The organism is uncultured Merdimmobilis sp. (assembly GCF_902471145.1).
GTDB classification, from domain to species: Bacteria; Bacillota; Clostridia; order Oscillospirales; family Ruminococcaceae; genus Merdimmobilis; species Merdimmobilis hominis.
On the sequence record NZ_CABRJC010000006.1, the window covers coordinates 37845 to 52998 of the forward strand.

Genomic DNA, 15154 nt, shown 5'->3' on the forward strand with positions numbered 1-15154 from the left:
GCAGGCTGTGGCGAAGACCGCCTACAGCCCTGTGAGATAGTCGATGTATTCCTTCGCCAGCCGGTCATATCGGTGGTGGTCTCGTACATAGTCTTTCCCCCTCTTCCCCAACTCTGCCCGTTCCTCAGGGGAGAGTGCCAAAAGGGCCTTTGCTCCCTCTACAATGGCCCGTGGATCCTCCGGCGGGAGGGTGAGGCCGCAGCCCGACCGCTCCACTAAATTTCCCGCCCCCGCCACGCCGTAAAGGATGGGACGGCCAGAGAGCAGGTAATCAAACAGCTTGTTCATCCCCACCCCGTATTGGTAGAGGGGGGAGCGCTTTGCCCCCAAATAGAGGGCGTCCGCCATGGGCAGAAGGGCGGTTGCCTCCCCTTTGGGCGCCGGGTCCAGGAAATAAAGGTTGTCTAGCCGCAGTTTTTTTGCCCGGCTTCGCAGCTCATTCTTGTAGGGGCCGTCCCCCATCAATACAAAGGCGATGCCGGGCGGGGCGAGGGCGGCAGCGAATACCAAATCCTCCAAGGCGTTGGCAGCGGAGAACCCCCCCAGGTACAAGAGGACAAAATGCCCACGGCTGTGGAGCAGTTCCAGCAGCTCCTGGTGCTTTTTTGGGGGCAGGTTCTCCGGCTCTTCCCGGAAGTCCACTCCGTTGGGGATGTGCTGGTAGTTTTTGGGCGACGCCCCGATGGAAGCCAGGTAGAGGTCGGCTTTCTCCAGGATGGAGACCACCCCATCGCTTTTGCGGGAGAGGCGGCGCACCTCCCGCCGGATCAGGTGGATGAGCGGGTGGCCCGCCTTGTAACCGTAGAGTTCCATGGGGCTTAAGGGCCACAGGTCGTGGACTTCATAGATCAGCTTGGCCTTGGCAATCCGGGCGATCCGAGCTGCCCCCCGCCCGTCAAAAGGGTGGGTGGAAGAGGCGATGACCACATCCGGCCGGTAGGTTTTGGCGAGGCGAGCCGCTCCGCTGTACAGTTTGCGGCAAAATGCGAAGACGTTTTTCACCCGCCCCAGGCCGTTGCCTGCGTAGGCGGGGGTTTTGAGGAAACAATAGCGGACCCCCTCCACCGTTTTTTCCTCAAAATCCCGAATGGCACGGGGGTTCTTCTGCCGCAGGTGGGAGAAATCCCCGGTGACGACCACCGGGTGATGCCCCATCTTCCCCCATTCCTGGGCCAGATAATAGGGGCGGAATTCCATCCCCAATTCTGGGGAGCCGGCGTACTGGTTGACGATGAGAATATTCATGCTTTCTCCCCTTCCAGCAGTTTACGGTATAGGGTTAAAAGCCGCTTTTCCTCGCTTTGCCAGCAGTATTTTTTCAGGGCCAGCTTCCGGCCCGCCTCCCCCATGGCCTTGGCCCGGTCTGGGTTTTCCAGCAGGAAGGTCATCGCCCCGGCGATCTCCTCCACCTTTTGCGGGTCGACGAAGAGGGCGCAGGACTTCCCGGTCAGCTCCCGCCACAGGGGGAAGTCGGAGGCGATCACCGGCAGGCCGCAGAGCATGTATTCAAACAGCTTGATTGGCAGGGATTCTTGGTAGCTCTGGGTGGGGAACAGCACCACCAGCCCCATCCGGGCTTCCCCCATGGCCTTCGCCACCCCATCCCGGGAGAGCTTCCCCCGCTCTTCCACCTGGTCAAACCCCGGCAGCAAAGTGATGTCATGGCGCAGGGCCGGGTTTTCAAACTCCCCGGCCAGAATCAGGGGCACCCCTGCCTGGCCGGCAGCTTTCACCATCTGATGTATGCCCCGCAACTGTGTGATAGAACCGGCATACACAGCCGCCCGCCGCCTTTTTTCATAGGGGGGCAGCCCCTGGGGGAAAAACTCCTGGGGATCGGGGAAATTCCGCACCGCCACACCTCCTGGAAACCGCCCCGCAATGATTTCGGTGGCGCCGATCACCCCATCCAGCCGGCGGGCGACTTTCTGTTCATACCGCTCAAACCGGCGGGCGAGGGGTTTTCGGCTCCATTCCGGGAGCCAGTCCTTCCCCAAAATCTGCCGGGGCACATCCTCATGGGCGTCGTAAATCACCCGTTTGCCCCGCTTTTTCAGCTTGAGGGCGGCAGGCAGAAGCTCCGGGTCATGGACGTGATAGAGGTCGTATTCCTCTGTGAGCGCGGCCTTCAAGGCGGTGGGGGACGCTTTCCACATCCGGCCGAACCGGCCTCCCGGCAGCTCCAGCTTGCAAAAACGGACCCCATATTCGTCTTTGCCCTCATAATCCGGGCAGCAGAGGGTCACCCGGTACCCGGCTTTGGCCAAAGAGAGGGCCTGCCGGTAGTAGATCCGCACGTCGTCGTGGCGGTGGACAGTGGTCAGGATGCAGATGGATTTCACAGGCTTCGCCCCCTTTCTCGGATGAGTGATAGTTCCCGCAGCAGCAGGAAGGAAAAGAAAAAGAACCACTTGTCATACAAAAAGCCGTACCGGCCGCTGACCGCGTTTTGCAGCACTGCCGTCCCCAGAATTACCCCGTAAGGCAGGACCCGCGCCGGGTCCTTTTGCAGGAGGGTCAAGCCGTCCACCAGTAGCGCAAGAAGCAGGGCCAGCCCGGCGGCGGCCTTCAGGTACCCGCCACTGAGCAGATCGGAGAGGAGGAAATTGTGGGCGCTCAGCGCCTCCCGCTGCTCTGCCTGGGGATAGGTGGCGCAAAGCTCCTGGTCCCCCGACTCCCGGTAGAGGACCACATCCCGCCCCAAGCCCTGGCCGGTCAGTTTCTCAAAGGGAGGGTAACCGGAATACTCCTCCCAGGCTATCCGCCACAAAATCCGCCGTTTGGAGAGGAAGGAGCCTTCCGCGATGGTTTCATACCGGTCTTGGAGCCCGGTCTCCCCACCTCCCCCCGGCAAGCCCGGGGCCTGTTCCGGCAGGTTTTGGAGCAGGGAGGAACCGGCGATGGTCAGCGCCGCAACCAAGCTAAAAGCCAAAACAGTCCCCCCGATGGCGCTCAGCAGCTTTCCCGCCTTCCAGCCCCGCACCAAAGCGGTTCCAGTGACCAAAAGGCCGATGGGCAGGAATAGGAGCACCGCCCGCCGGGACCCGGAAAGGAGGACCGGAGGGAGGCACACCCCAGCAATCAGCAATAGTATGCCCCGGTTTTTGGCGGAAACTCCCTGGCGGAGCAGCAAAAAAGCCCCGCCGCTCCACCCCAACAGGATGGTGACGGCAAACATGTTGTAATCCCTGCGCAGGGAAAGGCGCAGGTCGTACTCCGAGGGGAAGGGGCCGGCACCCATCCGGCCCAGCACGCTGAGGAGGGCTGCCGCCACCGCCGCCAAGGCCAAAGTGGCAAATACCCGGTCGATGGCTTCCCGGCTGTCCAGCAGCAGGGCGCCCAGCAGGGTCAGCACCGCCATCAATCCCACCACCCGGTATTTTTCATAAGAGAGGGCCCAGTCCGCTGGCGCCAACGCCCCCAAGGCATCCAAAAATAGGTAGAGGGAGAATCCCCAGAACAGCCAATAATCGGTCAGCGGCCGCAGGAGGCATTTTCGTTCCCACAGGTACTTGGCAGAAAGGGCCGCTGCCCCCAGAAGCAGGAGCAGGGAGAGTTCCATCAAGTGGAAAGACCTCCCCGCTGCCAGTTCAAAAAATGTGAAAAACAGCGCCAGGTGGAAGAGGGCAGGCAGGCGTTTTTCCATCGGTCACATCCCCTTTGCAGATCGTTGGTCCAGTCCGCGGCAGTAGCGGTAGAACCCCAGATATCCCACGCTAAGCAGCCCTGCGTGGTAAAACAAAAACATGGCTGGCCCAATCCCCGGTACCCCTAAGGGCACCGCCGCCAAGAGGAGCATCCCCCCCTGCCACAGGGCGGTGGCCTTCTGCCGGCCCCGGGCGATGGCTGCGGTGGAAGTGGGCACGGTGACAAACCGCACCAAATAAAGAGGCAGCAGAAGGCGCAGGTAGAGGATGGCTGGTTCCCACCCCGGCCCAAACAACAGACGGACCGCCGGGCCAGCCAGCAGGAACAGCGCCCCATATCCCAGCATACCCAAGGGAAGGAGCCCGCGGGTCACCTTGGCAAGGAGCCCCTTTTCCCCCGCCCGGGAGAGGTACGCCTGCCCCACTGGGGAGGACACCAAAGAAATAGGGGCCGAGAGGAGCCGCACCGCCAAGGAATAGCTCCCCAGGGCCCCGGCGGAAAAGAGGCGGGCAAAGCCATACCCCGCCAAACTGTAGGCGAGGTTTCCCAACAGGGAGCCGGGCAGCGTGTATAGGGGGAAGCTCCGGTTGTCCCGCAAAAGGGGGAGAAGGCACTGCCCCTCCCCCTTCTTTCTCAATAAGGAACACGCCCCTTGACACAAAGGGAAACAGGCGGCCCCATAGGCGAGGATATGCCCTAGGCAGAGGCCCTCTGCCCCCCAAGAGGAAAGGATGGGTTGTCCCAAGGCGAGAGCCACCCCCCGGGTGACATTGGCCCGGCAGATGGCGCCGGTGTTTTGCAGCTTTAGGTTCGCCCCCACAAAGGCGGCGTGAACCCCCACAGCAAAGGTCGCCGGGGCGATCAGCCATACCCATTTATAGGAAGACGCGGAAAAATAAGCGGCGATAGGCCGGGCAAACAAGCCCAGGGGCAGAAGCAGCAGCGACACTCCAGCGCACAGGGAGAGGGAGAGGCGCAAAAGGCCGGAGGCTTGTCCCTCCCCTGGGGCCACTATCAGCGCCAGGTCGTATTTTAAACAGGCCAGCTGCCCGGTCAAGTTGAGAGTGGAGACAAAAAGGGCATAGGCTCCCAATTCTCCTGGGGTGTACAGCCTCGCCAAAAGGGGCGACGCCAGCATGGGGAGCAGCTGGGCCAGGGCGGAACCGGTAGTCAAAGCGGCGGCAGCGCGGAAAAAACCGTCGCGGGGGATGGGCTTTCGAAACTTCATCGGTCAAACCGGCCCTTGTAAGCGCCGGACCACCCTTCTTTCAGCGGGAGGGATACCGGCCGGTGTTCCGCCGCCGACTGGTAAACAGCTAGAACCAGCTCCAGGGCCCGCAAGCCATCCTCCCCATTACAGAGGGGTTGCCGACCCGTTTGGATGCACTCCGCCACATCCCGGTAAAGAGCGGTGTGGCCAAATCCATAGATATTGCCAGGGACTTCCTCAAAGGCGGAAAGATCCTCCTCGCCGGATTCGGTGCGGAAGATCTCCAACCGGTTCACCGATTTCCCCCCGATCCGCACCGTCCCTTTTTCCCCATAGATCGAAAGGGTTTCCTCCAAGTTTTCGGGAAAGATATTGCTGGTGCCTTCCAGCAGACCATAAGACCCATTTGCGAACCGCACAACCGCTAGGCCCAGGTCTTCCCCCTCGATGTAAGGATGGTTCAGCCGGTCGGTGTAGGCGAACACCTCGGCAGCCTCCCCGCCCAGGTACCGCAGCAGGTCGATGTTGTGGATGCATTGGTTCATCAAAACCCCGCCGTCCGACTCCCACCGTCCCCTCCAATCCGCCTGGCGGTAATAGGACTCCCCACGGTTCCACAGCACCGAGGCGGACAGGTGGAAAATCCGGCCCAACTCCCCCCTGTCCACTGCCTGCTTCACCCGTTGTACCGCCCGGTTGAACCGGTTCTGATGGCAGACAGCCAGCACCAACCCCTTTTTGCTGGCCAAAGAAAGGAGGTTTTCCGCCTCCGCAATGGAGAGTGCGATCGGTTTTTCCACCAGCGTGGAACAGCCCGCCCAAAGGCAGGCCGCTGCAATGGTACCGTGGGAGCCGCTGTCGGTGGCGACCGCCACAAGATCCAGGTGTTCTTGTTCCAGCATCTTCTCATAATCCCGGTATACCACCGGGTGCAGGGAGAACTTCTCCGCCAAGTCCTCCCCTTTGGATGGTGCAAGATCGCACAGCGCCGCCACTTCTATCCCTTCACAGGCGCAGGCCGCTTTGAGATGGTTGGCGGCAATCCTGCCGCAGCCGACCAGTCCATACCGAATCCTCTTCAAATGGATTCCCCTCCTCCAAAGCCACTTTCCAAGCGGCGTATCTATCCAATAGTATGCGGTGGATTCGGATGGATATACCGTCCAAAGCTCTCTGCCCATCTGGCTGTATCCGGGGGAATTCAGGGAATCCTCCCCCTTCCTGCGGCGGCAGAATCCCCCGTTGTTTCGCCGGACTCCCATGTTTTTCAAAGATTTTTAAGCAAATGAGTTGACAGCCTGCCTCAAGACCGGTATACTAAATGAGCAATTATTGTTTCTCCATCCGCCGATGGGGGAGGGGTTTTTGCTGGTATGGCTCAGTTGGTAGAGCAGCGCATTCGTAATGCGCAGGCCGTCGGTTCGAGTCCGACTACCAGCTCCAGCTCGTCGCAAGCGACGTATCGCTTGCGACGGGCTTTTTCATTTTATTACAAAGCTATCGTGCGCTCACTCTGCCGCTCCTCGCTTCCAAACCGCAACCGCTTTGCCTCCTTACAGATGCGGCGTGCTCCCTGCGGGTGCTGGCGGTGGGTTGCGGTTTGGTTTTGGGCGCGAACCTGAAAGAAGATCGGTTCTGACCGGTTATTGCAAAAAGCGAAGGCATATGCCTTCGCCGCCTCATTTTATCGCTGCCAATATGGAAAAACCTCCGGATAAGCGTCATGCTTACCCGGAGGTTTTTTATTCCTACCCTTGCAGTGGGCCAGTTATCATCCCCTGGGGATTTCTTCCTTGCTTTTGCGCCGATATTCCAGCGGGCTATCGCCCATACTCTCTTTAAAGGCGGCGGCAAATTTGCTCTGGTTCTCGTACCCCACCATATGGGCCGCCTGTGCCACCGTCATTCCCTCCTTCTCCAACAGCAAGGCGGCCCGCCTCATCCGCCAGTCCTTCCGGTAGGCGGCGATGGGCATGCCGTATACCCCTTTGAAACAGCTTTTCAATGCGGTGGCGCTGATGTTAAACTCCTGTGCTAACTGTTCGATGGTGATGGGCTCCCGCAAATCCTGGGTGAGGCGCTGCTGTACCCGTTTGGCAATCTCCACCTGTTCCGGCGGGAAGGCCCTTTGCTTTTTGCCGCCTATCCCCTCCCAAAAGGACAGGTACAGGAGGAATTCCTGGGCCTTCAGCTGTAAATATGCCTGGCGGGCCAAGGGAGGGGCCGAAGACAAGCCGGAAAAAACCCGTTCCACTTCCTCCCCCCGGTGGATGAGGCAGCAGTCGTCCTCGGCGAAAAGCCGCTGGAACAGCTTGGGAAGGGATACCCCCGCTTCTTGGAGGGCAACCGGCAGATGGTCCATCAGCTCCTCCTCATCCACCAGGATAGAAAGCCCCCGGTAATGGCCCAGAGGAAAGTCCATCCGCTGGCTGTGGTTGCGCACCCGGCTGAGGAACACCTCCCCCTCCCCCATGTAAAGGCAGCAGCCGTCCTGCATGCGGCACTCCATCCGGCCCGAGGAACAGTAACTGATCTCCACCCAAGGGCAGTCCACAGGCTTCATGGAAGAACAGGAGTGGGTATCCATCTTGTAATCCAAAAAGAACACCCCCGGCAGAACTGAGAACAGCTCCATTTGGGCGGAACCTTCTTCACAACTCAATTGGCAAAGCATCCCCCCATCGGATTGAAGAACCGCATTTTCGATGGAAACAAATAAAGGCAAAACTTTTGCATATTCCCAATGCATTATTTCAACTCCTCTTCCCCATTCATTTCCCTATTTTAGGCTTCTTTCCCTCATCCTAGCAGATCACAAGAGGAAACGCAATGAAATTTCAGTAGTTTCGCTCCATTTGGACAGCATTTCAATCCCAGTGGACACATTTTTACAGAACCTATTGACGGTTCCCACCTCTCCGATTATAATAAACACATGATCAATCAAACATTTATTTAATAGTTGATCACAACACATCCGAAAGTATGGAAAGGAGCGTTCCTCATGAAAAAAATCGTAAAATTGATCGACCTAGATTGCGCCAACTGCGCTGCCAAAATCGAAAACGCCATTCAAAAGATAGACGGGGTGGAAAAAGCCTCGGTCAGCTTTATGACACAAAAGATGACCATTGAAGCCCCTGAAGGCCGGATGGACGCCATTTTGCAGGAAGCCAAAAAGCTTATTCACAAACTGGAACCGGATGTGACTGTACAGCTGTAACCCATCCGCAGCGACCCACCAGAAAGGAGCCCCTGTTATGACAAGGAAACAAAAAAAGCAACTGACCCGCATTTTTCTCGCAGCCGCCATCTACGCGGCAGCCCTCATCCTGCCTCTCACCGGGGCGGTCCAGGTGGCGCTTTTCCTGGTGGGGTATGTGGTCGCCGGCGGGGACATCGTCCTCAAAGCGGCCAAGAACATCTCCCACGGACAGGTATTCGATGAAAACTTCCTGATGACCGTCGCCACCATCGGCGCCCTGCTTCTGGGGGAGTACAGCGAAGGCATTGCCGTCATGCTGTTCTACCAGGTGGGCGAGTGGTTCCAATCCTACGCGGTGAGCAAATCCCGCCAGTCCATCTCCTCTTTGATGGACATCCGGCCGGATTATGCCAACGTAGAACGGGACGGCCAGCTGGTTCAGGTGGACCCGGAGGAAGTGGCCGTGGGGGATTCCATCGTGGTCAAACCCGGCGAGCGCATCCCCCTGGACGGGGTGGTTCTCACCGGCACCTCCACCATTGACACCTCTGCCCTCACCGGGGAATCGGTACCGCGGGAGGTTCTGGAGGGCGATGAGGTCATCAGCGGCTGCATCAACCAGTCTGGCATGCTGACCATCCGGGTCAGCAAGGAATTTGGGGAATCCACCGTGGCAAAAATCCTGGACTTGGTGGAAAATTCCAGCAGCAAAAAAAGCAAAAGCGAAAACTTTATCACCAAATTTGCCCGCTATTATACCCCGGCTGTGGTTGTAGCTGCTGCTGTGTTGGCAGTGGTGCCCCCTTTGATGATGGGCGGCTCCTTCCTCCCCTGGATTCAGCGGGCGCTGACCTTCCTGGTCATCTCCTGCCCCTGCGCCCTGGTCATCTCCATCCCCCTGAGCTTTTTTGGCGGCATCGGCGGTGCCTCTAAATGCGGCATCCTCATCAAGGGCAGCAACTACCTGGAGGCCCTAGCCCAGGTGACTACTGTGGTCTTTGACAAAACCGGCACCTTGACCCAGGGCAGCTTTGAGGTCACCGCCATCCACCCGGAGCACGCCACGGAACAGGAGCTCCTGGGCTTGGCTGCCCTAGTGGAGAGCTATTCCGACCACCCCATCTCCCTTTCCCTGAAAAAAGCCTGGGGCAAGGAACTGGATTCCAGCGCCCTCTCCCAAGTGGAGGAAATCGCCGGCCACGGGGTAGTGGCCACCGTTGGCGGCAAACGGGTGGCCGCAGGCAACTGCAAACTGATGGCAAAGCTGGGCGTCCAAGGCGCCAGAGATTGTGAGCTGGCTGGAACCGCCGTCCATGTGGCGGTGGATGGGGTGTACCAAGGCCATATCATCATCTCCGATGTTGTGAAGCCGGATGCCAAAGAGGCCATTACGGCCCTCAAGAGAAACGGTGTCCGCAAGACGGTTATGCTGACTGGCGACGCCGAAGCAGTGGGCAAATCCGTGGCCCAGAACTTGGGACTGGATGAGTACCATGCCGAACTGCTCCCCGGCGACAAAGTGGACGAACTGGAGAAGCTCCTCCGCCAGAAGGGCAAAGGGGAGAACCTGGCCTTTGTGGGAGACGGCATCAACGACGCACCGGTGCTGACCCGGGCCGATGTGGGCATCGCCATGGGCGGCCTCGGCTCCGACGCTGCCATTGAGGCGGCAGACATCGTCCTCATGGACGACAAGCCCTCCAAGATCGCCACTGCCATCCGCATCTCCCGCAAAACCCTGGGGATTGTCCGGCAGAACATCGTCTTCGCCCTGGGGGTCAAGGCCATTGTCCTCCTCTTGGGCGCACTGGGATACGCCAGCATGTGGGCGGCAGTCTTCGCCGATGTGGGGGTCTCGGTCATCGCCATCCTCAACGCCATCCGGGCGCTTTCGGTTAAAGAGTACAAATAAAATGCCATCGGCTAAAAAGGACCCCAGCAAAGATGCTGGGGTCCTTTTCCATTATAACGGGCAGTTCATCTCCAGATAATCCTCGATGAGCCGGTGGAGCAGTTTGGCCGGGCCGGTGTCCGCCAAGGTGTAGTGCATCTCCTTCCCTACTCGCCGGCTGGTGATCAGCCCATGCATCCGCAGGGATTTGAGATGGTGGGAAACCGCCGCCGAGGACATGCCCATGGCCGCGGCAATGTCTGAGACACACTCCTCACAGTGGCACAAAAACCAGAAGATGCGAAGGCGGGAGCCGTCGCTCACCTGCTGGAATACCGCAGCAGCTTGGGCAAAGCGGCCGGTATCCGGCATGTTTGCCAACACCGTTTCCACCGGCTGGTGGTGGTCGTGGGGCAGGGTTTTATCCACGGTGAGCACTTCCTTTTCTCATTTGTTTTATTCTTTCATCCATTGACTCTATCATAGCCCCTTTGGGGAAGTATGTCAATTGACCCAGCAAGCGGCTGAAATCCCCAGACGGATAGGTTCCGCCCCCTCCCCCGCCAGCCCAATTCAAACCGCGGGGTGGGCCCGCTCTGCCATTTTCCTGTTTTCTCCAAAAAACCAACGGCTTCCTGCCAAAATCGACAGAAAGCCGTTCGGAAATCTTAAGAATTACAAACCGTGCCAGGGGACATTTTAAGGATGGGGCGGAGAATTAAATTTTGCAATGGCAAAAAAACCTACAAAGCAACCGAACCGGACTGCTCATAGTCTTTCAGAGAATACCGGATCAACTGCTGGCCCGATATGGTGTAAAAGCTTTCGCCGATCCGCACGCCCCGCCGGATCCGATCCCCCAAGGCGGAGACACCGTTGCCTTCCCCTCCGTTGGGGAAATAGGCGGCGATGGAGAATCCATCCTCTTTGGAGAAGTCCAAAAGCAAGTAGCCACTGAAAGTGATCTCATTTTGACTGGATAAGGGATCGGCTTTATCTTTGTCCACCTGGGTGGCGATGGTCGCTGGGAAACCGATCTGGCCCCGCTGCCCATCATAGAAGAATGCCTTGTGGTTTTCCTTGCCCTCGCTGGAGCTGCCCTGGTTGCCCAGGTAGAACACCTGGCTCTCCTTGGGATGCAGTGGGTCACTGACATCGAAGAGGGAGAGTTTCATCCCATTTTCCATCACAGCCCCATTTTCAGCCACTGTGGTGTTGGTCCCAAACCCGATGAGGGTGCTGCTGTCCACTGGGTGGAGGTATTCGGAAAACCCAGGGGTTTTCAGCTGGCCCAGCACTTTTGGCTTGCTGGGTGTGGAAAGGTCAATGGCGAAGAGGGGATCCACCTCCCGGAAGGTGACCACATAGGCGGTATCCCCCAAGTAACGGACCGATTTGATGCTTTCGCCTGGGGCGAGGCCCTCTACGCTGCCCACCTGCTTCAACGATTGATCCAGTACATACAGGTTGTTCACTGTGCCGCTGTCGGAAAAGCTGGTGGATGCCACCCGGAAGTACCCGCCGCTCTCATCCATAGAGAACTGGCCCAGCACCTGCCCCGGCACTTTGCCGGTGGCGGCAAAGTGGATGTCAGAGCCTTCCACTGCCACCCGCACCAGATTGGTGGAAGAACCGTCAGAGGAGCCCGCCAAATACAAATTGTCCTTGCTCATGTAAATCTCATCGGCACTGCCCAGCACCGCTTTGGTGTTGGCTGGCTGTTGGCAGTCGCTGAGGTTCAACGCCGAGACCACTGTGTACACTGGGTCAATTTCCACGTCTGGGCAGTAGACAATGGACTGGGCTTCCAGCAGCTGACTCGCCTGGTTGAGGCTGTCGCCGGTGACCGGCACCAGTTCATCCAGAGGGGTATCCTCGTCGGAGGAGTCCCCCCACACGTATTTCTGGGAAACCAGGTACAGGGTCCCGTCGCTGACCCGGGAGGAGACATAGGAGCCATCCTGTTCAAACCGGCGGATTTCCTTGGGCTGCTCCCTGTCTGAAACATCAAACAGGGTAGCAGAAATCACAAATGCATCCCGATAAGACGTATTCGATTCTGCCATGCCGGAATGGGAAGGAGTCTCCCCTTGCGCGGCTTTCTGATAAGACTTATTATCGGAAGCCGTGGCTTCCGATATCCCCTTCTGGAAGGGGAGCGCGCTGGGAGCCTCGGTCTGCATGACCACCAGGGTTTCATCCCACAGGTAGAGTTCTGAGGCCCCATAGCTGGGCTCCAAGGTGATGGTGGACAGCTTTTCCATGGAAGAGGCATCCACGATCACAACCTCCGGGGTGGAACTTGCTGTATTGGTGTGAATAAAAAGGCTGTCGCCATCGGTTTTTACAATATCGGATTCCTCCACGCCGGCAACCTGCTGGTTGGCCGCGGTAAAACCGGCATCCCCTGTGACAAGGGCGTTGCCGGCCATAGGGGCCGGTGGAGCGGTACTCTTTTCACTGGCACTCCCTGTAGCTGCGTCGCCCTCTGATATAGCAGCACTTTCCTCCTCCATCTGGGGGGTAGGCTCACCCGCCGTCAGAGGGTTGGTAGGCACAGGGGCCTTCAGCATTCCTTCTTCCGGGGAGACACCGTCCATTGTGGCACCGGAGGCTGGCTCCCCCGTTTCCTCTTGGTAATACTCTACCCGCTCCGATTCCTTGGGCGCCAATAAGGTCCGCACCTGACTATAGTCGCTGGCATAGGAGATGCCTGCGGCTCCAGAGAATAAGGCGGTGTTTCCTGGAGCGGATTCGTCCGGTTTCCCAGAATCGGCAGAGGCCGACGCCGCACTTGAGCTGGCAGAAGTGATCAAGTTGCCGTTTGCAACCAGGCTCCCGCCAAATTGGTGGAAAGCTGTGGCAGCCACCAAGGCTATAGCCGCGGCTGCGGCCCAAGGCTTCCAGTTCCCCCACCGGGGGTGGACCACCTTGGCAGGTCCTTGAGGGGGCGGGCTCTCCTCCTCCGGCTCTACATCCTCTAGGAGGTGGAGAAGGGCTTGGGAGGTCAGGGAGGGAGGAAGCTCGATCCGTTCTGTCTCCGCCTGGAATTTTTCTTGCAGCCAGGCCATATTTTCCATCTTTTTGTCACTGTCGGTCATCGCGTTCACTCCTTTCCCCCTATTCTAAGATTTTACGCAGTTTGATGAGGGACCGGTGCAGCTTGGAGCTCACCGTCCCATGGGGGATGTTTAGCATTTCTGACACCTCGCGGGTGGTGTACCCCTGCATCACCGCAAGGGATATAATCAGCCTCTCCTGTTCCGATAGGCTGTCCAGCGCCTGGAGCACGGTGACCCGTTCCGAGGCGCTTCCGGCCAGATCCCCTTCCTCCGCTGGGGCATTGATGCATTCTTCAATGTCAATGTTGCCCTTCTCTTTGACATAGCCGCCGATGCGGCGCTTGCAGCGGATGGATAGGATCCGCATGATCCACGGTTTAAAGCTGGAGTCATCCCGCAAATTTTTGATTCCTTTATACGCTTCGATAAAGGTTTCGCTCACCACGTCTTCCGCGTCGTGGGCGTTGCCTAAGGTATACAGGGCGACTTTATATAAATCCATCGCCACCTGGTCGTACACCTGGGCAAAGCTCTCTTTATCTCCCAGCCTAGCGGAACGGACCAGTTCTGTTTCAATCTTCATCTTTACACCACCATCTCTAAAAGCGGCTCATCTATAAAGTGTGCCGGTCGTGGCCTTTTGTTGCAAACCCAGGCAGGGGATGGGAAAAAATTCCCCCAGCCGGGCTTCTCCTTGTTCTATGCAATCTTTCAATTGTCGGGAATTTATTTTTTTATTATAAACCATCCGGTGCAAAAACACAAATACCGGCAAAACAATTGTGTTTTCCCTTCAATCTGCTATACTGAAGATATTGGTATTCCCCCGGACTTTTCAACCTATAAAAAGGAGTGACGCTGTGAACACCAATTTGGAATACTTCAAAACTTTTTATTATGTGGCCAGGTGCGGCAGCATCTCAGCGGCGGCACAGCAGCTGTTTATCTCCCAGCCAGCGGTGAGCCAGATCATCAAGCACCTGGAAAACGACCTGGGCAGCAGCCTGTTTTTCCGCACCACCAAAGGGGTCCGCCTCACCCCGGAAGGGGAAGTCCTCTTCTCCTATGTGGCCAAGGGGTACGATTGCTTTGTCCAGGCGGAAGCGGTGTTCCAGCAGATGCTGGACTTGGAATCGGGGGAAATCCGCATCGGTGCCAGCGACATGACCCTGCAATTTTACCTCCTTCCTTATTTAGAAGAATTCCACCGCCGCTACCCCAAAATCAAAATCAAGGTGTCCAACGCCCCCACCCCGGAGACGATCGGCCTTTTGAAGGAAGGGGGAATCGATTTTGGGGTGGTCACTGCCCCCTTAGACCCAGACCCAGATTTCACCGTTCGGGAGGTGGCCCAGATTCAGGACTGCTTTGTGGCGGGGGAGGAGTTTTCCCAGCTGCGGGGCCGGGATGTCTCCCTCAAAGAGCTCTCCTCCTATCCGGTGGTCATGCTGGAGAAACGCCCCAGCCCCCGCCGCTTTGTAGACAGCTGCATGGAGAAAGCCGGCATTTCCCTGGACCCGGAATTCGAGCTGGCCACCAGCGAGCTGATTGTTCAATTTGCCCTGCGCTGTATGGGGATTGGCTGTGTGGTGCGCAACTTCGCCCAAGGGCAGCTGGAGGAAAACACCCTTTTCGAGCTCTCCATCCAGCCCCCCTTCCCGCCCCGGAAAATGTGCCTGATCACCCCGGCAAAAGCCCCCATTTCCCCGGCGGGCAAACGGCTGCTTCAATTTTTGGAAATCCCCCTTTAATTACCCCAGATGAAGGGAAACAGCCCTCTTCTGGCTGATATTTTTGGGTAACTTTGGTAACTGGATTTCAAAATCAGATATAATTTCACGCCGTTGTTGAGCAGAGAAGAAACGAGTTAGAATTTAAAAGTTTTAAGCGTTCCCTTAAACTTTCCCCGTTGAAAAATCCTGGGAAATTGAAGAGAGGGGGTGTGCGCTTGGTATAAAAAACAGATGCATTTGCTTGCCGGCGTTTTTGGAGGCGTTATCATTTCTTTTTATGTTGGCGCTATGTTTGGTTTTTTCCCTTTTGCGGCTGACGATTTAGCGATACGGGCAATCGGGTTTTGTACATTAATAATTTGTATGGTAGTTGCCGTCTGCACCTGCATAATCATAAACCAAAAA

12 protein-coding genes and 1 tRNA gene are annotated in these 15154 nt (G+C 57.7%); 4 read left to right on the forward strand and 9 right to left on the reverse strand.

The features are described 5' to 3' along the window. Positions 1–21: 21 nt before the first annotated feature. Genes RDQ42_RS04730 through RDQ42_RS04750 form a run of 5 tightly spaced genes read right to left on the reverse strand, consistent with a single transcriptional unit; the run spans position 22 to position 5940 of the window. Complete coding sequence (locus tag RDQ42_RS04730; protein ID WP_231358526.1) at positions 22–1245, reverse strand: glycosyltransferase family 4 protein; 1224 nt, start codon at positions 1243–1245, stop codon at positions 22–24. After that, positions 1242–2342, reverse strand: a complete 1101-nt coding sequence (locus RDQ42_RS04735) for a glycosyltransferase family 4 protein (protein ID WP_054330939.1) — start codon at positions 2340–2342, stop codon at positions 1242–1244. Before RDQ42_RS04735 ends, RDQ42_RS04730 begins: the two co-directional genes overlap by 4 nt. Then, positions 2339–3646 (reverse strand): hypothetical protein, encoded by a 1308-nt coding sequence (locus RDQ42_RS04740; protein WP_195254354.1) that lies wholly within the window; start codon positions 3644–3646, stop codon positions 2339–2341. Before RDQ42_RS04740 ends, RDQ42_RS04735 begins: the two co-directional genes overlap by 4 nt. Before the next feature lie 3 nt (positions 3647–3649). Next, entirely contained in the window at positions 3650–4876 is a 1227-nt protein-coding gene (locus RDQ42_RS04745; RefSeq protein ID WP_308588387.1) for an oligosaccharide flippase family protein, read from the reverse strand. Further along, positions 4873–5940: a Gfo/Idh/MocA family protein gene (locus RDQ42_RS04750; protein WP_231358530.1), complete on the reverse strand. Its 1068-nt coding sequence runs from the start codon at positions 5938–5940 to the stop codon at positions 4873–4875. Before RDQ42_RS04750 ends, RDQ42_RS04745 begins: the two co-directional genes overlap by 4 nt. A 285-nt stretch (positions 5941–6225) precedes the next feature. On the opposite strand from RDQ42_RS04750, the gene RDQ42_RS04755 reads away from it, so the two are divergent. Beyond that, a tRNA-Thr gene (locus tag RDQ42_RS04755) sits at positions 6226–6301 on the forward strand. Positions 6302–6629: 328 nt separating this feature from the next. Here the strand turns inward: RDQ42_RS04755 and RDQ42_RS04760 are convergent. Continuing rightward, the gene (locus RDQ42_RS04760) at positions 6630–7520 is read right to left on the reverse strand and encodes an AraC family transcriptional regulator (RefSeq protein WP_231358531.1); all 891 of its coding nucleotides are present in this window, start codon (positions 7518–7520) and stop codon (positions 6630–6632) included. 342 nt (positions 7521–7862) lie between these two features. Between RDQ42_RS04760 and RDQ42_RS04765 the strand changes: the two genes are divergently transcribed. Together RDQ42_RS04765 and RDQ42_RS04770 are read left to right on the forward strand one after the other, a co-directional pair. Then, positions 7863–8081, forward strand: coding sequence for a cation transporter (locus tag RDQ42_RS04765; protein WP_071427228.1), 219 nt, complete (start codon positions 7863–7865; stop codon positions 8079–8081). A gap of 37 nt (positions 8082–8118) precedes the next feature. Then, positions 8119–9975, forward strand: a complete 1857-nt coding sequence (locus RDQ42_RS04770) for a heavy metal translocating P-type ATPase (RefSeq protein ID WP_231358532.1) — start codon at positions 8119–8121, stop codon at positions 9973–9975. Between the two features lie 51 nt (positions 9976–10026). Here RDQ42_RS04770 and RDQ42_RS04775 read toward each other — a convergent pair whose 3' ends face one another. The 3 genes from RDQ42_RS04775 to RDQ42_RS04785 all read right to left on the reverse strand — a co-directional run bounded on the left by RDQ42_RS04775 (position 10027) and on the right by RDQ42_RS04785 (position 13599). Beyond that, a complete protein-coding gene (locus RDQ42_RS04775) occupies positions 10027–10383 on the reverse strand; it encodes a metalloregulator ArsR/SmtB family transcription factor (RefSeq protein WP_353532524.1) in 357 nt (118 codons plus the stop codon). A 314-nt stretch (positions 10384–10697) separates the two neighbouring features. Continuing rightward, on the reverse strand, positions 10698–13055 hold the full coding sequence (locus tag RDQ42_RS04780; protein WP_231358533.1) for a beta-propeller domain-containing protein: 2358 nt from the start codon (positions 13053–13055) through the stop codon (positions 10698–10700). A 19-nt stretch (positions 13056–13074) separates the two neighbouring features. Then, positions 13075–13599, reverse strand: coding sequence for an RNA polymerase sigma factor (locus tag RDQ42_RS04785; protein ID WP_054330933.1), 525 nt, complete (start codon positions 13597–13599; stop codon positions 13075–13077). A 277-nt stretch (positions 13600–13876) separates the two neighbouring features. Here RDQ42_RS04785 and RDQ42_RS04790 point away from each other — a divergent pair, with 277 nt between their 5' ends. After that, the gene (locus RDQ42_RS04790) at positions 13877–14767 is read left to right on the forward strand and encodes a LysR family transcriptional regulator (RefSeq protein WP_308588390.1); all 891 of its coding nucleotides are present in this window, start codon (positions 13877–13879) and stop codon (positions 14765–14767) included. Positions 14768–15154: the final 387 nt, after the last annotated feature.